This window comes from Bacillus sp. SG20033 (assembly GCF_044570195.1).
GTDB classification, from domain to species: domain Bacteria; phylum Bacillota; class Bacilli; order Bacillales; family Bacillaceae; genus Bacillus; species Bacillus subtilis.
On record NZ_CP172606.1, the window covers coordinates 178258 to 195814 of the forward strand.

Annotated in this window: 16 protein-coding genes and 5 tRNA genes; 8 read left to right on the forward strand and 13 right to left on the reverse strand. The window is 44.7% G+C overall.

Annotated elements, in window-relative coordinates; genetic code table 11:
- The first annotated feature begins 76 nt into the window (after nt 1–76).
- Complete coding sequence (locus ACFVP7_RS01025) at nt 77–997, forward strand: bile acid:sodium symporter family protein (protein WP_072557088.1); 921 nt, start codon at nt 77–79, stop codon at nt 995–997.
- A gap of 10 nt (nt 998–1007) precedes the next feature.
- Here the strand turns inward: ACFVP7_RS01025 and ACFVP7_RS01030 are convergent, their stop codons facing one another.
- From ACFVP7_RS01030 to ACFVP7_RS01090, 13 genes are all read right to left on the reverse strand, one after another.
- Entirely contained in the window at nt 1008–1760 is a 753-nt protein-coding gene (locus tag ACFVP7_RS01030; protein ID WP_396582893.1) for an alpha/beta hydrolase, read from the reverse strand.
- Nucleotides 1757–2767 (reverse strand): iron ABC transporter permease FeuC, encoded by a 1011-nt coding sequence (gene feuC, locus ACFVP7_RS01035; protein ID WP_003234980.1) that lies wholly within the window; start codon nt 2765–2767, stop codon nt 1757–1759. The genes ACFVP7_RS01030 and feuC overlap by 4 nt, the downstream gene beginning before the upstream one ends.
- The gene (locus ACFVP7_RS01040) at nt 2760–3764 is read right to left on the reverse strand and encodes an iron ABC transporter permease (protein WP_014478640.1); all 1005 of its coding nucleotides are present in this window, start codon (nt 3762–3764) and stop codon (nt 2760–2762) included. The genes feuC and ACFVP7_RS01040 overlap by 8 nt, the downstream gene beginning before the upstream one ends.
- Nucleotides 3765–3782: 18 nt before the next feature.
- Nucleotides 3783–4736: an iron ABC transporter substrate-binding protein FeuA gene (gene feuA, locus ACFVP7_RS01045; protein ID WP_128746884.1), complete on the reverse strand. Its 954-nt coding sequence runs from the start codon at nt 4734–4736 to the stop codon at nt 3783–3785.
- Nucleotides 4737–4826: 90 nt separating this feature from the next.
- Nucleotides 4827–6416, reverse strand: coding sequence for a bacillibactin transport transcriptional regulator Btr (gene btr, locus ACFVP7_RS01050; RefSeq protein ID WP_128746885.1), 1590 nt, complete (start codon nt 6414–6416; stop codon nt 4827–4829).
- Nucleotides 6417–6606: 190 nt separating this feature from the next.
- Nucleotides 6607–7851, reverse strand: coding sequence for an exo-beta-N-acetylmuramidase NamZ domain-containing protein (locus ACFVP7_RS01055; protein ID WP_396582894.1), 1245 nt, complete (start codon nt 7849–7851; stop codon nt 6607–6609).
- 13 nt (nt 7852–7864) lie between these two features.
- Nucleotides 7865–9793: a beta-N-acetylhexosaminidase gene (nagZ, locus tag ACFVP7_RS01060; RefSeq protein WP_396582895.1), complete on the reverse strand. Its 1929-nt coding sequence runs from the start codon at nt 9791–9793 to the stop codon at nt 7865–7867.
- Nucleotides 9794–9820: 27 nt separating this feature from the next.
- The gene (amiE, locus tag ACFVP7_RS01065; protein ID WP_396582896.1) at nt 9821–11146 is read right to left on the reverse strand and encodes an N-acetylmuramoyl-L-alanine amidase; all 1326 of its coding nucleotides are present in this window, start codon (nt 11144–11146) and stop codon (nt 9821–9823) included.
- Between the two features lie 56 nt (nt 11147–11202).
- Complete coding sequence (locus ACFVP7_RS01070) at nt 11203–12570, reverse strand: PTS transporter subunit EIIC (RefSeq protein WP_160831909.1); 1368 nt, start codon at nt 12568–12570, stop codon at nt 11203–11205.
- Nucleotides 12571–12595: 25 nt separating this feature from the next.
- Nucleotides 12596–13447 carry a MurR/RpiR family transcriptional regulator gene (locus ACFVP7_RS01075; protein WP_396582897.1) on the reverse strand — a complete coding sequence of 284 codons (852 nt, stop codon included), beginning with the start codon at nt 13445–13447 and terminating at the stop codon, nt 12596–12598.
- Between the two features lie 16 nt (nt 13448–13463).
- A complete protein-coding gene (gene murQ / locus ACFVP7_RS01080; protein ID WP_160831911.1) occupies nt 13464–14378 on the reverse strand; it encodes an N-acetylmuramic acid 6-phosphate etherase in 915 nt (304 codons plus the stop codon).
- Nucleotides 14379–14488: 110 nt separating this feature from the next.
- A complete protein-coding gene (locus ACFVP7_RS01085; RefSeq protein ID WP_396582898.1) occupies nt 14489–14971 on the reverse strand; it encodes a GNAT family N-acetyltransferase in 483 nt (160 codons plus the stop codon).
- A gap of 12 nt (nt 14972–14983) precedes the next feature.
- Nucleotides 14984–15439 carry a DUF523 domain-containing protein gene (locus ACFVP7_RS01090; RefSeq protein WP_396582899.1) on the reverse strand — a complete coding sequence of 152 codons (456 nt, stop codon included), beginning with the start codon at nt 15437–15439 and terminating at the stop codon, nt 14984–14986.
- Nucleotides 15440–15618: 179 nt separating this feature from the next.
- Between ACFVP7_RS01090 and ACFVP7_RS01095 the strand changes: the two genes are divergently transcribed.
- The 7 genes from ACFVP7_RS01095 to rsiW all read left to right on the forward strand — a co-directional run bounded on the left by ACFVP7_RS01095 (nt 15619) and on the right by rsiW (nt 17466).
- Nucleotides 15619–15693, forward strand: a tRNA-Glu gene (locus tag ACFVP7_RS01095).
- A gap of 3 nt (nt 15694–15696) precedes the next feature.
- A tRNA-Val gene (locus tag ACFVP7_RS01100) sits at nt 15697–15772 on the forward strand.
- A gap of 4 nt (nt 15773–15776) precedes the next feature.
- Nucleotides 15777–15849 (forward strand) — tRNA-Thr (locus ACFVP7_RS01105).
- A 22-nt stretch (nt 15850–15871) separates the two neighbouring features.
- Nucleotides 15872–15956 (forward strand) — tRNA-Tyr (locus tag ACFVP7_RS01110).
- Nucleotides 15957–15960: 4 nt separating this feature from the next.
- Nucleotides 15961–16032, forward strand: a tRNA-Gln gene (locus ACFVP7_RS01115).
- A 230-nt stretch (nt 16033–16262) separates the two neighbouring features.
- A complete protein-coding gene (sigW, locus tag ACFVP7_RS01120; RefSeq protein ID WP_014478649.1) occupies nt 16263–16826 on the forward strand; it encodes an RNA polymerase sigma factor SigW in 564 nt (187 codons plus the stop codon).
- Between the two features lie 13 nt (nt 16827–16839).
- Nucleotides 16840–17466 carry an anti-sigma-W factor RsiW gene (gene rsiW, locus ACFVP7_RS01125; protein WP_134982371.1) on the forward strand — a complete coding sequence of 209 codons (627 nt, stop codon included), beginning with the start codon at nt 16840–16842 and terminating at the stop codon, nt 17464–17466.
- Nucleotides 17467–17557: the final 91 nt, after the last annotated feature.

Sequence of the window (17557 nt, forward strand, 5' to 3'; positions counted from 1 at the left end):
ATAGAGAGAAGAGAAATTTTAAATAGGGGACTTGCATATGATGCTTCAGAAGCTGAACCGTGTATTGGGGAGAGTGATGCCGCTGTTAACGCCGACTAGTGTGGTGTTGGGCGTGCTGCTGTCTCAGTTTTTAAATGGGTATGAATGGGCTGTGCCTTGGATCTTTGCTTTTATTACGTTTGCAGGCAGTTTGAGCGCGAACTTTCAATCTTTGAGACATGCATTGTCTCATCCTCTCCCTATGATTCTTGCACTATTCGTTCTTCATATTTTCATGCCGCTTTTTGCTTGGGGCAGCGGCCATCTTATATTTAAAGGTGATCCTTTGACGATTACCGGTTTAACATTGGCTGTTGTGATTCCTACGGGGATAACAAGCTTGATTTGGGCAGCGATGTACAAAGGGAATGTCGGTTTGACACTTTCGATTATTTTAGTTGATACTGTGCTGTCACCGCTAATCGTACCGCTGAGTCTTTCATTGCTGGCCGGCGCTCAGGTTCACATGGATGTGTGGGGAATGATGAAAGGTCTGATTGTAATGGTCGTGATTCCTTCTTTTTTGGGCATGCTGTTTAATCAGATGTCATCTCCAGAAAGAACTGCGTCTGTGAGCAGTGCGCTGTCGCCTTTTTCAAAGCTTTGCTTGATGGCAGTGATTGCGATTAACAGTTCAGCGATTGCTCCTTATTTCAAATCCATTGATTTGAGATTTGCAGGAATAGCTGTAACGGTATTCTTTATCGCGTTAACAGGCTATGCCGCTGCTTGGCTGATCGGAAAAATGATGAAAAGGCGGCAAGAGGAAATAGTCTCTCTTATATTTACGGGAGGCATGAGGAATATTAGTGCCGGCGCAGTTCTTGCCGTTACGTTCTTCCCGTCTCAGGTTGCCGTTCCTGTTGTGATCGGCATGCTGTTTCAGCAGATATTGGCTGCTTTGTTTGGCTATATGCTGAATCGTTTTGAATTAAAACCAATGTTGCAGAAGGCATAAAAAAAACCGCTCATAGGGTTGAGCGGTTTTTTCCGTATAGCCATTCGAGCGCGTTGATAAACTGTTTGCAGAAATACTTGCGGTGGTGCACCGCTCCTTTTTCAATTGAAAGACACAACTGGTCTTCAGTGAAGCCTTTTTCTTTTAGACTTTGATGAACTTGCTTTGTTTTTTTCAGCATATGTCGCTGAATGGATTGTTTTTCACGGCCTTCTTCACTCCCGATAGACATGAAAACACGTGCAGTGCCGGGCTTTAAAGAAGATATATGAATGGTTTCCGCTGCGTTCTCGTACCAGTATGAACCTGATATAGAGCCTATTTTCCCGAACATTGACGGATATTTTAATATGGCGAACATTGAGATGAGGCCGCCTAATGAGGCACCGATCATTCCTCTTGACTGCGGTTCCCTGGTGACGTTCCAGTTTTCTTCGATTAGCGGAATGAACTGGTTCGTTATATCAGACAGATAGTGATATCCCATTCCGCCGAAGTCCGTGAACCGATCACTGAGTGATGCAGCCGGCCAAGGTGTGTATTCATTTAGCCGGTTTTCGGGTTCGATACCGATCAGCACGAGTTCAGGGAGCCTTTGCTGTTGAAATGCGCTTTCTAATAATTCGATTTGGTTTTGGAACAAAGAACTGCCATCCTGCACGTAAACAGCAGGAAATCCCCCGCTGTCTGTGCTGTAGGAAGGAGGGAGGTACAGCGTGAACCTCCTGTTGCCGGCTTTGTGTTCTGAAAGAGCTCCTTTCAAGCATTCTCCCCCTTTTTTTGCTTGAAAAGCAGATATAAGAAATAAGGAACTCCGAGGATCGCCAAAATGATGCCTGCGGGCACTTCTGCGGGCTGAAAAAACAGTTTTCCGGCAAAGTCTGCGCTTATCACAAGAAGCATCCCGATTAAACCGCTCAGTGGCAGGATATAGCGATGTTCGACGCCAGCCAGTCTCCGTGAGATATGGGGAGCAATTAAGCCGACAAACGCCATGCTTCCCGCTACGGAGACACAGGCGCTGATGATTGCTACACAGGCTACGAGCAGGATGGTTTTTTCTTTATTTGATGAAATGCCGAGGCTTCTGACTGTGTCTTCATCAAAACGAATGGTGTCGAGCAGGCGGGATTTGCCGATAAGAATCGGTATAAACAGCAGCATCCATGGGAGAACGGCTGTGATATACGTCCAGTTGGCAGACCAGATGCTTCCGTTTTTCCACACCATGGCCATTTGATAGTCTTGCGGGTCCATTTTTAAAGATAAAAACAAAGACAGGGCGCTGAATCCTGAATTGATCGCAATCCCTACCAGAATAATTCTTCCTGAATCTAAATTGCCTCTATGCCATGCAAATATGTAAATCAGGATCGCAGCGATGAGCCCGCCTATCAATCCAAAGAGCGGCATTCCCATCGCTGCAGCTATGGATGTCACTTCCTTCTGGCCTTGGAATAAGAGCATAAACGCTACAATGCCGGCTCCTGCCCCTGCGTTGATTCCGAGAATTCCAGGATCAGCAAGCCCGTTTCTCGTGATGGCCTGGATGACGGCGCCTGCAATGCCAAGACCGAGTCCAATAATAGCAGCCATGACAACACGCGGCAGTCTTAAATCGAACAGCAAAATTTCATACTGCGGATTCGGGTCGATTTGAAAAAGAGTGGAGAGCAGCTCAGCAGGACGAACAGAAAATGATCCGCTCGTTAAGCTGAAATAGCTGACAACAAGAATCAAAGCGATGAACAATGCATATTTTTTAGCCATTTTGCTCCCCTCCTTTTCGTTTAATTAAATAAAGGAAGAAAGGTACGCCGATAATGGATGTTACGACCTCAATCGGTGTTTCAAACGGATAGTTGATAAATCTGCTTGCGAGATCACACAGGGTTAAAAAGATTCCGCCCAAAAGACAGGAACACGGAATCAGCCTGCTGTAATCAGAGCCGACGAGAAATCTCGTGATATGCGGAACAACCAACCCGACAAACGCAATTTTCCCGGCCAGCGCTACGGCACTGCCGGTTAAAATAATGACGGAAAGCATCGCCATGATTTTAATGGTTTTTTTCTTTTGCCCCAGGCTTTTAGAAATGTCGTCCCCTAATGATACAGCGGTTACCTTTTTGCTGAGAGAAATGGCCATTATAATGCCAATCAGGAAAAACGGAGCGGCAAGCTTCAGGAAATCCGGACTCATTTGATGAAGTCTGGCACTGTACCAGAAACTGAGATCCTGAGAAATTTGAAAATAAATCGACATGGCCGCTGATAAGCTGCTAAGCAGCATGCTTGTGACTGTGCCGATGATGGCGAGCTGCACGGGGGTAAATCCGTTTGGCATCATGGCGGCAAGGCCGAATACTAACACCGCTCCTAACGCTGAGCCGATAAAAGAGTATATCATCATTTCAATCGAAGATGATTGCGGGAGCAGAACCATGCAAAGCGTAATGATAAACGCTGAACCATCTGAAACACCCATAATGGATGGCGAAGCTAAATAATTGCGCGTAATGCCCTGCATAAGCGCTCCAGAAACAGCAAGGGCTGCCCCTATGAGCAGAGCGCCGGCAGCCCTTGGAATCCGGGAGTGCCATATAATTTGATGGTCTGTGTTTCCCGGATCGAAATGAATAAGAGATGTAAAAACAATATCTGTGCTAAGATGCTTTGCCCCATAAAGGATTGAAAGCAAAAGTGACAGCGCTATAGCGAATGGAGAAGTAATCAATATGATACGTGTCCACTGTTTTGAATACATACAAAAACCTACTCTGAATTAGTTTTGTGTCAATTTTTCAGCAGCCGCTTTCAGGAAACGGACTTTGCTCCAAGCTGTGCCGCCTTGTGCGAGAGGGTCCACTGAGTTGACATACACATGATCTTCTTTGACTGCTTTAAGGCTTTTCCAGATTGGATTTTTCTCTAAATCTTTTAAGGCATCAGGTTTGTCTGCATTTTCATCATCAGAAAATTGGACGAAAATATGGTCCGGGTTCATTTCACTTAATTTTTCTAATGAAATCAGCTCTTGCGCTTTTGCAGCTTTTACTTCGTTCGGCGCCTTAAGGCCTAAATCACCATATAGTGTGGAGTTGAAATACACCTGTTCAGGGTAAATGTAAATGTTGCCTTGTCTGATTCTGATGACAAGCGCTTTTGAATCTTTCGCTTTATCGTTTATTTTTGTTTTTGTTTCCTTTAGATCCTGATTATAGTCTGCAATAATTTTCTTTGCTTTTTTCTCTTTTCCAGTCAGCTGGGCAAGCAGCATCATGTTTTCCTTCCAGTTTGAAGAGATATGAGAAACTGGGATCGTCGTGCCTGCTGTGCTGATTTTTTGCAGCGTTTTTTCCGGAAACTTTGTTGAAGCAAGGATAACATCTGGCTTCATTTCAAGAATCTTTTCAATATTTGGCTCCATTTTTTCTCCGGTTGGTTCGGCTTTATCAGTGATGTCTTTGAACATATCCGGGAATTTACCGGAGAATGAAATTGCGCCTTGCGGATGAACGTCAAGCAATTTCGCGTCTTCCATTGATTCAACGCTTCCCGTAATGGCGATTTTGTCTGTCGGTACAGTTACTTCATATGTTTTATCAAGGTATTCAATTTTCTTCTTCTCAGATGCTGTGCCGCTTGCCTTGCTGACAGTTGATTCATTTTTGCTGCCGCAAGCTGCCGCTGTCAGCGCGAGAAGCAAGATTAATAAGGTAAGAGATATCTTTTTCATCTATAGAGCCTCCTGTTCAATTGATAACTATTATCAATTGGAATTATAGAGAATGAACAGATATAACACCATGGACAAATTCCTGATTTATCATGGACAATCTCCGGATAATAAAGAAACAGTTTGCTGAACGATGCGTTCGTGCCCGCAAGCTGAGTATTCATTCCACGGGTCCAGGGATAGAAGATAAACACGGTTATTCCGTACCGCGCTTAGGTTTTGCCATGCTTCTGTCTGCTGTAATTGCTGGTAGTAAGCTATGGTCTCCGGCTCTTTAAAAAGAAAAAGCATCATACAGTCAGCTTGGTAATTTGCGATATTTTCTAACGAAATCGCTTGTTCTGAAGGTGTGTCAGCCGTTGTTGCCGAGCTGAATCCTAAATCCCCAAAGAAAACTTCGCGGACACTTCGGTTATGTGCCAGATAGAAGTTTTGCTTATGTAGCCTCAAAAAGAGAAAACGCTGCCCTTGAACGTGCTGAAGTGTTTTTTTGGCGGCTGTTGTCTGCTGGTCATAATCCGCTAGCCACTTTTCTGCTTCGGACTCCTCCTTTAAAAATGAGGCAGTTTGCAGAAAGTGGGTTCTCCAGCTTTCTTCTGAAGGAAGGTACATGACTTCTGCGATGCGATTCAGGCGATCTTGTTCTTCTGGAGAAATAGAATCCATGCTGACAATCACATCTGGTTCTGCCTGTGATAATGTGTATAGGTTTTCTTCCCACTTTTCATTAAACCGGTATGCACTGAGCTGGACGGGTATGTCTGTCGAATAATGCTGATAGTAGTAAGACGTCCATTTCGGATGCAGAGCGGCCGCAAAAGGTATGTGGTGAAGAGGGATGAGATGGCCCATTGTGCCCCTTCCGTATGCGGCGATTTTCTTTCGGCGTTTTTTCATATAGCTTGTAGGTGAACAGCCTGTATGTTTTTTAAAGATTCTGCTGAAATAAAATTCATCTTGATAACCGGTTTGGTGTGCAATTTCTTTCAATTTACAGTTTGATTTTGCCATTAGCCGTTTTGCCTTTGTGATTCGTGTTTTCGTAATAAATTCTGTTACGCTCTGTCCTGTCCATTTTTTAAAGCTTTCACTGTAGTGTTTGGCACTGATTCCTGCCATTTGCGACAGCTGGGCAAGCGTGATTTTTGTATCAGCATGGGTTTCGATATAGTGTTTTGTTTTTTCGATTGCTGAATGTGTATCCGTTTGATCAGATAAACTGGCAGTAAAGAGGTCATAAATCAGGCTTTGTACTTCAATCACACATTTTAGCTGAGAAAGCTGAGACGATTCATTCCATAGTGCGGCAAGCTCTTGAAGCCGGACTGCAAGATTCTCGATATGCGAAACATTCATAAGCTTCAGGTTGGCTAATTCCGATTCTGTGCACGGTGTGTAAATATCTTGGCCGGCTTCCTTGATATAGCTTTGAAGCCTGATCAGACAGGCATCTATATGTCCATCGGCTGCTGGCGTAAAGCCAAAGGTCTCGTTAGGCGGACAAACATAAAGTGTCTTTTTTTGCAAAGGATTGGTGTTTGTTCCGATCGAAATATAGCCGTTTCCTTTTAAATGAAAAATCAGCACGAATGAATCGGCTAATTGCTGTTCTGAGAAGAGATCACTTGTCTTTTTTAGATATTCAATTTGTACCGGTTGATAAATCACTGCATTTTGCACGAGTAGACCACCTTTTCAGAAACTTTCAATTGATAATCATTTTCAATAAAAATTGTACCAAATAAATGAAAGTTTTCCTATATAAAGCGGGTGGGTTTTTAGCATGAAAAAAACCCTTACTTATGTGTAAAAGTAAGGGTCTTTCGTTCAGTAAGAATATGTTACACGTGTAACATACGATGCTTACGTTCTAATAAATGAGATATTTTTTTCTTGTTTTGCTGAATTGTTGGAGTGTTTTTTCATAGCTGTTTATGATGTCCTCAACCGAAGTTCCATTTTCAATTTTTGTCCTGATCCAGCCGTTGCCTGCCAGTTTATCAAATGAACCTGTTGACAGGAACTCAAAATCCTCAGGATAGAGATCGTGTATGGTTTTAATGACTGAAAGACCCGTTTTAACGGCTTCAAACTTATCTCTGTCTGTCACATAGAGCTGCACACCGTGGCAAAGCGTTCCTTGATGTTTAGAAAACGTCGGTGTGAAGGATGCTGCCCTAAATGTAACGCCCGGCAAATGGAGGCTGTTTAATGTTTCTTCAAGTTCTGTGCTTTTGATAAAGGGAGCTCCGATAAATTCGAATGGTTTTGTTGTCCCTCGCCCTTCGGATATATTTGTTCCTTCAATCAGCCCGGTTGCAGGATAAACAAATGTGCTTTCCACCGTCGGCATGTTAGGCGAAGGGAGGACGAAAGGCAATCGGGTATCGTCAAAATCCATTTTTCGTTTCCAGTGTTTCATTTTTACCACTGTAAGATCGGCATCAATACTAAATTCTTTGTTGAACAGTGAAGCCAATTCGCCTATCGTCATCCCATGCTTCAATGGAATGGGATACAATCCGACAAATGAGGCGTATTCAGGTTCTAAGATTGGTCCTTCAATATGATTCCCGCCTTGAGGATTCGGACGGTCCAGCACCATAAATGGAATGCCGTTTTCTTTAGCGGCTTCCATTGCGTATGCCATTGTATAAATGTACGTGTAGAAACGGGTCCCGACATCCTGAATGTCAAACATTAGAATATCGACATTTTTCAGCATTTCTGGAGTCGGTTTTTTCGTTTTTCCGTAGAGGCTGTATACGGGAATCCCGGTTTTTTCGTCAATGTAAGAGCCTACTTCGTCTCCAGCCTGGGCGTCACCGCGGACGCCGTGTTCAGGGCCGAATAAAGCTGTCAGTTTGATATCTGGGTTCTCGTAAAGAATATCGACACTGCTTTTCAGAGATGCGTTTACTCCGGTTGGATTGGTGATCAGTCCGATGCGTTTTCCCTTGAGCTGTTTTTTATAGTCTGGCAAGAGCGTGTCTATCCCAGTCTGGACTTTAGGCTTTTTAGCCGTTTGATTCTTTGAATCGGGTGAAGCAGAGGCAGCGGTTATCGTTCCGAACATCATGAGCCCTGTCAGAAAAGCGAATATTGTTTTTCTCATGTGTCCCTCCTTATTAAAGCGGTCTTCCCGTTTTGATATTTAATCCGTAGCCAAATGGGTAAAGGGTGTTCCCTGGTTTCGTGACTGACGGAATGTCAACTGGAAGTGTGCCTTTAGGTTTTGCCTGGCCGAATATCGCCATCACTCCGGCCGGAATATTAGGTTGAAGATAACGGCCATTTGCGTATCCTTTAAAGCCATAGACTGCAATCAGTGCCTTTGCTTCTTCGAAATTGGCTGCGTCATAGGGGTTGCGCAGACTCATTAAGACAAATGGTTTGTTGTGCTGCAGTGCGGCTTTCATGACAGCTCTCGGAAACACGGTGGCCCATTTGCTTGAATCTGATATTGTGTCGTCGATGACACCGTCGTTGACGACAGGGTCATTTTTGACGACATAGGAGCCGGTAATGATATAATCAGCCTCTTTTACTTGTTTTTCATGCTCGGCCTTAAATACTTGGTTGGCAAAGTTCATTTTGCTGAGGGATACGGGTTTGATTTTCTTTCGCTTGATGAGATCGTGAATGGTTTGTTCGATTGCAGCAGTTTGTTCTTCGTAAGGTGCCACAATTAAGATTCGGCTGCCTTTTTTAGGCTTGAACGGCAAAGTGTGCTGTTCATTTTTTAATACAGTTACTGCTTTTTCAGCTATTTTTTTCTCTGCTTTCAGGTGCTGCTTGCTTCCTACGATTTTTTTGGCTTTGGCTATTTTTTCTTTTGTACTGTCGCTGTTTTGCGCCGGATACATGCCGCGTTTTATTTTCAGGGAAATGATTCTTTCAACTGAATTGTTGATTTGTTGTTCAGGAATATCCCCGTTTTTCACGGCTTCTTTCAAAGCTTGAATAACACGTGCGAATTTCTGTTCTTCTTTCAATGAGGTGACTGAGGCTGGCATTAATGCAATATCGACACCAGCTTTTACGGCCATGACCACAGCCTCTTCCTGTCCGAAATGATCTGCGATTGCCTTCATATTGAGCGCATCGGTAACGATGACTCCATTAAAGCCCATTTCCTGACGAAGAAGGCCTGTCATCACTTTTTTTGAAAGTGTAGCTGGAACCAGAATGTCCGATCCATCGAGTTTGCTTTTGTAAGTGGTGTCATCAAAGGCGGGAAACTGAACATGGGCTGTCATCACCATATCAGCACCAGCATCAATTGCTTTTTGAAAAGGATAAAGCTCGACCTCACGAAGCCGTTCTTGGCCATGGGAAACGAGCGGCAGTCCATAATGGCTGTCAACGTCCGTGTCTCCATGTCCCGGGAAATGTTTGAGGGCAGACGCGATATCCTGCCGCTGCAACCCTTTCATCGTATATAAACCGAGGCGTGATGTCAGTTCTCGATTGGAGCTGAATGACCGTACGCCGATTACAGGATTATCAGGATTATTGTTAATGTCCACGACAGGGCTGAAATCTGTATTGATGCCTAAGGCAGAGAGCTCTTTTCCGATGATGCTGCCGGTCTGATACGCATTGATTCTGCTTCTGGCTGCGCCCAGCGCCATATTCCCTGGGAAATTAGTGCCCTCCCCTAACCTCGTTACAATGCCGCCTTCCTGATCAATACTCAGCATGAGCGGGATTTTTGGACTTGCCTTTTGGTAATCGTCTGTCAGTTGGACAGTTTGTTTTGTTGTTTTTACATTTTCTGCAAAAAGGATGATGCCTCCGAATTGATATTTCTTGACGAGGCTGGCGACTTCATCATTCATTTCTGTAAGGGCTTGCGGAGAGGACTCGCCTTCCTTTTGCCAATTTCTAAAATCAGGCATCAGCATCTGGCCGAGTTTTTCATCTAACGACATACGATTGACAATCTGATTGGCATCGATTGCACGTTTGGATGCAGAGGCTTCTGTCTGTCTGGCCCCGAAAAAGCATGAAAGAAAGAGAACGGCTGAAAGGATAAGCGGAAAGACAGGTCTCATAGAAACTTCCTCCTATCGTCTAATCATTCACTCCATCGCTTCATAAATCGCGGTTATGACACTTCCATAACTGCCTGTTGGAAATTGGTCACCTTCAAAGAAGTTCGGATTTTCTTCCGGATCAATAACTGGTGTATGCTTTTTATTTGTTAACAATGCGATGCCTAAATTGTATGCTGGATCAATAATTGTAACTGTCCCCGTCCAGCCGGTATGCCCGTAAGCATTTTCGCTGGCATGAGGGCCAAACATCCATTCCATGCTTTTACTTCCGTTCCGCCTCCAGCCAAGAGCGAATGTCGGATCTGTTGCTGAAGGTGCTGTAAACAGGTCGGCTGTTTTCTGATCAAATAAAGAAATGTTTCGGTATGAACCTTTGTTTAACATGACTTGCAGCAGTATGGCCATATCATCTGCATTTGAGAACAATCCGGCATGCCCAGACACACCGTCCATTGAGTAAAACGCTTTTTCGTCATGCACCTCTCCTTGCAGCGTGTTTGTGCGGATGTTAGGGAATTGAATAACGCCGTCACGTGTATTGCCCATGCGTTCAGTAGCTGCGAACTGTTTCGGTTTAAAGCCCTTTTGCAGCGGATTGTACAAGGTATGCTTCAGCCTGAGCGGTTTGTAGAGCTCTTGCTCCGTGTAGACATCAAGCGGTTTGCCGGTGAGTTTTTCGACAATACATCCGAGTAGCATATATCCAATGTCACTGTATTCGTGCTTTGTCCCAGTTCGATAATCGAGCGGAATTTTCGTCAAATATTCAATCGTTTTGTCCCGTTCCTGGGAATAGTACTTGCCGGCTTTTTCCGGCGTGTAAAAGTAAAAGCTTGATGGGAGCCCTGATTGGTGCTGGAGGACATCAATGACACGTATCTTGTCTTTTCCTTTTATGAGGTCACCCGGCTGATCCTTGAAACCCAGCAAATATGCAGAAACTTTTTCATAGACGTCAAGTTTTCCTTGGCTGACTAAGCGTTGCAATGCAAAATTTGTTGCGTACATTTTTGTATTTGAGGCTAAGTCAAACATCGTGCGGGTTTTCATTTTGGCCGGACGGCGCAGCAGTTCTGACCCTTCGTACTTTTTACTGTAGCCGTATGCTGCTTTTTTTATGATGCGTCCATCCTTCACCACCACAAGAACGGCGCCTGGAAATCCTGCTGCAATATCCCGTTCTATCATCTGATCTACCTTCCTTAGCTTCTTCGGCGAGAATTGTGCAGTTTCTGCATTTATGGTTTTCGGCTCAACCAAGTTGTCTGCTGTTTGTGCGAAGGTTTCATTTGGCGCAAATATCGATAGGGTTAAAATGGCACTGAATATGAACAGTGTCTTTGTTTTCACAGGCTAGCCCCTTTCTGTGCTTCTATCCCGTTTACTATCCCTAAAACAGAAACAATTTAATCGAACTGAGAAGCCATTTCATCCTTATATCCGAATGCATAGGTCAATAAAAAACCGGCCGCGTAGGAAATAAAGAGCCCAACGATATACAGGATGATTTGCGAAGGCAGGACTAGAAAGGAAAGCGGCAGTCCGGAGACACCAATCGCAATGGTTGCTACTTGAAAATAAGCTTGAAAGGCGCCGCCGATTCCAGCTCCTAAACATGCTGTTAAAAACGGACGGCCAAGCGGCAGCGTGACTCCGAAAATAAGCGGTTCACCAATGCCGAGCAGTCCCGATGGAAGCCCGCCGGCGATTGCTTTCCTCAGTGTTGTTTTTTTCGTCTTCACGAAAACGGCAAAGGCCGCGCCTACCTGTCCTGCACCTCCCATAGCCAAAATAGGGAGCAGAGGATCATTGCCAATTGAATTGATCAGTTCCATGTGCACAGGCGTCAAGCCTTGATGCAGTCCGGTTACGACGAGAGGAAGGAAGGTTGCGCCCAGAATAAAGCCCGCAGCGATGCCGCCGATGTCCAGGATGGACAGTAGGCCGGATGTAATAGCATCAGAAATGAATCCGCCTAAAGGCATAAATACGACATACGTTACGATACCGGTGATTAACAGTGAAACGGTGGGTGTGACAATGATATCGAGTGATTGAGGAATAAAACGGCGAATAAATTGTTCGGTGTAAGCAATGAATATGGCTGCGAACAGGACGCCGATCAGACCTCCCCTGCCCGGGAGAAGCTCTTCTCCAAATAAACTGATTTTTGCGATCTCCGGATTGATAATCAAGATCCCGGCCAAAGCCCCAAGTGCGGGTGTCCCGCCAAATTCTTTCGAAGCGTTAATACCGACGAGAATGCCGAGATAAGTGAACAGCCCTGATCCGATGACTGTCAGGATAATCGCAATTTGTGAGTTTGCAGAGAGCCAGCCTGCTTGAATAATTGCTTTGGTAATCCCAGTAATTAAACCGGAAGCGACTAGAGCGGGAATAAGAGGGATAAAAATGCTGGCAATTTTACGTAAGAAAAGTTTAAAAGGAGTGGCGTTTTTTCTATTGATATCGGCTTTCTTTTTGGCCGCTGCTTCTTTGACATCGGTATCTTCTTCTGCTGACACGAGCTTTGAGAAAGCAGCTGTAACATGATTGACGACTCCTGTGCCGAGGATAATTTGTAAGGTTTCAGCTTCAACGACCCCCAATACGCCGTCAAGCTTTCTTAAAGCCTGAGCATCTGCTTTGCTTTCATCGTAAGGCGTAATGCGCAGGCGTGTCATGCAATGCGTATATGAAGAAATATTGGATTTTCCTCCGCATAGCTCAAGGATTTTCTGTGCGAGATGATGGTAGTTATTTTCTTTGTTCATTAAAACCCCTCCCCTTCAAGATGCCTTATTTTATTCTCATAGATTGTATGGCTGCTCTCGTTTTATCTATATAACCGGTTGTCGTTTCATACTGCTCAGCCGCCATGCCTAAAAACAAAACATCAATCATAAAAAGCTGGGCGAGGCGGGAGGAAGTGGCTGCACTTCGAATCAAGGCTTCATTGGAATGGGCTGTATACAAAGGGACATCAGCCAGTGCGGAGACGGATGTCTGACTGAATTGTGTGAGGCTGATCGTTGTGATGCCTTTTTCCTTGGCCATGGCAAACAGTTCAATGATTTCCTGTGTCTCTCCTGAAAACGAAATGGCGAATACGATGTCGTCTTTATCTGCATTTGCGATTAAAGATGCCACAAGATGAGTGTCTGTAAACGCGGTTGCTTGTTTATGAATGCGGAGCCACTTTTGCTGGGCGTCCTTGGCGACAATGCCGGAAGCCCCAAGGCCGATAAAATGCACGGTATGAGCTTTGAGAAGCAGAGAAACCGCTCGTTCAAGCTCTTTGTAGTCCATCAGGTCTGAAGTATCCTGAATGGCTTGAATGGCATTGCCGGCCGTTTTTTCGGAAATGGAGGGCAGCGGCTCGTGGGGAACAATATCCCGGTAGCCTTGAAAAGTAGGCTTTGCCAGATCGCCCGCTACTCTCATTTTTAAATCTTGAAATCCTTTTAAACCGAGTGATTTGCAGAGCCTGATGACGGCAGCGTCACTTGAATTGGCTAAGGCGCTGATTTCGTTGACGGTGCTTTCGATTGCTTTGTGGGGATGGGCTAGGATATAATCTGCAAGTTTGCGCTCGGATGGAGGGAGCTTATGCTTCATTGATTGGATGATCGCTAAACCGCCTGTTGCCATTCTTGGTCTCTCCTTATCATGGATGGTATTTTTCAATTGCTTTGTCAATGAAACCGTTTGCTTCATCGAGTAATGTCTTTGCTTGTTTCTGATCTGTGCTTGTTTTGAGCATGACAATTGCTGTTTTGACGTGATGATCGGCTTGTTCCAGGGTGTGCCTGGCTGTGTCGTATGAAGCGTTTGTAAGGCTTTGGATGATGCTGATGGCGCGTTCTTTTAGTTTTTTGTTGCTGACGTTGACGTCTACCATCAAGTTTTCGTAAACCTTGCCGATTTTAACCATTACAGCGGTAGATATCATGTTTAGAATCATTTTATGAGCGGTTGCGGCTTTCATACGTGTTGATCCTGTAATGGCCTCAGGTCCGACGACAACCTCAATGCTGTGATCCGCATCCTTGCTGATGGCGGAATTTTCATTGCAAGTAAGGGCGATGGTGTGTGCTCCGACTTTGCGGGCGTATCTTAGGGCGCCTGCGGCGTACGGTGTGCGGCCGCTTGCTGCGATGGCAATGACGGTGTCATTTGAAGTGAGCTGTATGTTTCTTAAATCTTCAGCTCCTGCTTCTTCACTGTCTTCAATGCCCTCTGCTGCCTGTAAAAAGGCTTCGGGGCCTCCAGCCATGATTCCGATGACCTGATCTGGGCTTACGCTGTAGGTGGGAGGACATTCAACAGCATCCATGACGCCGAGTCTGCCGCTTGTGCCGGCGCCTGTATATATGAGCCGGCCTCCATTTTGAAACGATTTATATGCGCAGTCTACAGCTGTTTTGATGTCGGGGAGAACCTCCTGAACGGCTGCAGCGACTTTCATATCTTCGTTGTTGATCATTTTGAGGATGCCGAGAGTGTTTGCTTTGTGGATTTCAACTGTTTGGCTATTGCGTGATTCCGTTGTAAGACGGTGAAGGTTTAATGGTTCAGACATGAGGATGCCCCCCTGTTTTAAAATGATATATCTCAATATTCAGTATATTCATTTCTGTTATGATATTTCAACTATGTTTTTAAATTTTTGAAATTTTATTTCACTCAAGACTATAAGAAATGATGAAGGATCAACTGTTCTCCAAGCGGCCCGATTCTTCGCCGTCCTTTATCAAGGAACCCGCTTTTCATATAAAGGTGTTTTGCGCGTATGTTCAGATGATTGACGGCCAAGATGATTTCGTCGCACCATGGAAAATATCCGCTCACAAAAGCGGGAAGCAAAAACATGGCTTTTTTCGCATAGCCTTTTCCGTGATGCACAGCGTTTAAAGACAGGGAGCTGAGCAGTAAAGCAAATGGATTGTTAGAATAAGAAGCAAGCGTTTCTTTCGATGCATGTAAAATGAAAAAACCGACTGGAAGGTCGTCTTTTAAGATGACAACCGGGTATCGGTCCTGTATGCCCAGAGCCTGAGACAGCACCTCTTTCGGGAGGGAGGTAAAGCGTTTGTCATCGTTGGTGAGCGTGAATGATTGAAGCTCGGGTAAGTGTTCAGGCTTATAGAAGGATAAAGAAATGTCTTGAGTCATGGGGTGGCCTCCTTACAATATGTCGTCAAGCTCATTTTCCGAAATGACGCGGTAGCCCGCTTGTTTTAACAGTGCGGCGGTTACTCCGCTGCCGATGATTTTTTTGCCAGAGAATGTGCCGTTATAGATAAAACCGCTTCCGCAAGATGGACTGTTTTCTTTTAATATGACGGCAGAAGCGTTGATTTCTTTTGCGTAAGCCAATGTTTTCGCGGCGCCTTCCATATATAGTTCTGTGACGTCTTCTCCTGAAGCTGTCACGATTTTCGCTGTTCCATTGAGGACATCCTCGCCGGTGCCTCCTATGATTTCTGCGGGTTCGCGTGGGGTAGAGAAGCCGCCGAGAAGTTCAGGGCAAGCCATGACTGCTTTCTTTTCATCGACGAGTTTTCTGATTTTCTCCGACGCTGCGTGAGAGCCGTTATATCTGCATTCAATGCCTCCAAGGCAAGAACTGACTAGAATCATATTGGATTCTCCTCTCTTGCTTTGCTTGTCTCTATCATAAAATAAATGGCTTTAGTTGGGAGGCTTTTTCAGTTAAAAAAGGAGTTAAAAAGTTTGAAAATAAAAAATTTAATTTTTCTCTTTACAAACAGGGGGTGACCTGTATATAATAACTTTTGTCAGCTCGACGAGAACACAACGGCCCGTTGGTCAAGCGGTTAAGACACCGCCCTTTCACGGCGGTAACACGGGTTCGAATCCCGTACGGGTCACCATTTGGAGGATTAGCTCAGCTGGGAGAGCATCTGCCTTACAAGCAGAGGGTCGGCGGTTCGAGCCCGTCATCCTCCACCATCTTGCCGGTGTAGCTCAATTGGTAGAGCAACTGACTTGTAATCAGTAGGTTGGGGGTTCAAGTCCTCTTGCCGGCACTGTTTTTTCAAAATTTTATGTGGAGGGGTAGCGAAGTGGCTAAACGCGGCGGACTGTAAATCCGCTCCCTCAGGGTTCGGCAGTTCGAATCTGCCCCCCTCCACCATTATTGGGCTATAGCCAAGCGGTAAGGCAACGGACTTTGACTCCGTCATGCGTTGGTTCGAATCCAGCTAGCCCAGTCACAGACACCTTTGATCAAAAGGTGTCTTTTTTCTTTCCGGAAAAATCATTCCAACTTCTAACTGTTCAGTCTGTATAATAATTTTAAAAATATGTTAAGGTAGTTTATTCACGAATTACCATCTACACCCTGCCAAAAATTTGATAAACTTATTTTATAAAAAAATTGAAACCTTTTGAAACGAAGCTCGTATACATACAGACCGGTGAAGGCAGAGGTTAGATAAATATGGAAATGATGATTAAAAAAAGAATTAAACAAGTCAAAAAAGGCGACCAGAATGCATTTGCGGACATCGTAGATATTTACAAAGATAAAATTTATCAGCTTTGCTACCGTATGCTTGGCAATGTGCATGAGGCGGAGGATATTGCACAGGAAGCTTTCATCAGAGCGTACGTTAATATCGACAGTTTTGATATTAACCGGAAATTTTCAACTTGGCTTTATCGAATCGCGACCAATTTGACCATTGACCGCATTCGCAAAAAGAAGCCGGATTATTACCTCGATGCAGAGGTGGCTGGTACGGAAGGCTTGACCATGTATTCTCAAATCGCCGCAGATGGTGTTTTGCCCGAAGATGCAGTTGTGTCGCTGGAGCTCTCAAACACGATACAGCAGAAAATTTTAAAGCTTCCTGACAAATACAGAACAGTCATCGTATTAAAGTATATTGACGAACTCTCATTAATTGAAATCGGGGAGATTCTAAACATTCCTGTGGGGACTGTGAAAACGCGGATTCACAGAGGCAGAGAGGCTCTTAGAAAACAATTAAGGGATCTTTAAGTGGGGTGATGAAATGAGCTGTCCTGAACAAATTGTGCAGCTTATGCATATGCATCTTGATGGAGATATCCTTCCAAAAGATGAACACGTATTAAATGAACATCTGGAGACATGCGAGAAATGCAGAAAGCATTTTTACGAGATGGAGAAATCCATAGCGCTCGTACGGAGCACATCGCATGTCGAAGCCCCCGCGGATTTTACCGCTAATGTCATGGCAAAATTGCCTAAGGAGAAGAAAAGAGCTTCTGTAAAAAGATGGTTCAGATCCCATCCCGTTATCGCAGCTGCTGCGGTATTCATCATTTTGATGGGCGGGGGTTTTTTTAACAGCTGGCATAATGACCACAATTTCAGCGTGTCCAAGCAGCCGAATCTTGTGGTTCATAACCATACTGTGACCGTGCCAGAAGGTGAGACGGTCAAAGGTGATGTCACTGTTAAAAACGGCAAGCTGATTATTAAAGGCAAAATAGACGGGGATGTAACCGTCGTAAACGGCGAAAAGTATATGGCCTCTGCTGGACAAGTCACCGGTCAGATTGAAGAAATCAATCAATTATTCGACTGGACATGGTACAAGATGAAGTCTGCGGGGAAAAGTGTACTCGATGCATTCAGTCCGAAGGGAGAAGAGTAAAGCGCGTTAGCCGCTTTGCTCTTTTTTTGCGGGCTGAGAGGGCTGGCACATTTCACTTGCTAAATCGAAATGTGGTATAATGGGCTCGCTA

What these genes read in the sequence shown, in the direction of transcription:
- nagZ (WP_396582895.1), bottom strand. Translation starts at nt 9,793, where the DNA reads ATGAGACCTGTCTTTCCGCTTATCCTTTCAGCCGTTCTCTTTCTTTCA.
- murQ (WP_160831911.1), bottom strand. Translation starts at nt 14,378, where the DNA reads ATGTCTGAACCATTAAACCTTCACCGTCTTACAACGGAATCACGCAAT.
- ACFVP7_RS01090 (WP_396582899.1), bottom strand. Translation starts at nt 15,439, where the DNA reads ATGATTCTAGTCAGTTCTTGCCTTGGAGGCATTGAATGCAGATATAAC.
- ACFVP7_RS01040 (WP_014478640.1), bottom strand. Translation starts at nt 3,764, where the DNA reads ATGTATTCAAAACAGTGGACACGTATCATATTGATTACTTCTCCATTC.
- ACFVP7_RS01070 (WP_160831909.1), bottom strand. Translation starts at nt 12,570, where the DNA reads ATGAACAAAGAAAATAACTACCATCATCTCGCACAGAAAATCCTTGAG.
- feuC (WP_003234980.1), bottom strand. Translation starts at nt 2,767, where the DNA reads ATGGCTAAAAAATATGCATTGTTCATCGCTTTGATTCTTGTTGTCAGC.
- sigW (WP_014478649.1), top strand. Translation starts at nt 16,263, where the DNA reads ATGGAAATGATGATTAAAAAAAGAATTAAACAAGTCAAAAAAGGCGAC.
- feuA (WP_128746884.1), bottom strand. Translation starts at nt 4,736, where the DNA reads ATGAAAAAGATATCTCTTACCTTATTAATCTTGCTTCTCGCGCTGACA.
- ACFVP7_RS01085 (WP_396582898.1), bottom strand. Translation starts at nt 14,971, where the DNA reads ATGACTCAAGACATTTCTTTATCCTTCTATAAGCCTGAACACTTACCC.
- ACFVP7_RS01075 (WP_396582897.1), bottom strand. Translation starts at nt 13,447, where the DNA reads ATGGCAACAGGCGGTTTAGCGATCATCCAATCAATGAAGCATAAGCTC.
- ACFVP7_RS01025 (WP_072557088.1), top strand. Translation starts at nt 77, where the DNA reads ATGCCGCTGTTAACGCCGACTAGTGTGGTGTTGGGCGTGCTGCTGTCT.
- rsiW (WP_134982371.1), top strand. Translation starts at nt 16,840, where the DNA reads ATGAGCTGTCCTGAACAAATTGTGCAGCTTATGCATATGCATCTTGAT.
- ACFVP7_RS01055 (WP_396582894.1), bottom strand. Translation starts at nt 7,851, where the DNA reads ATGAGAAAAACAATATTCGCTTTTCTGACAGGGCTCATGATGTTCGGA.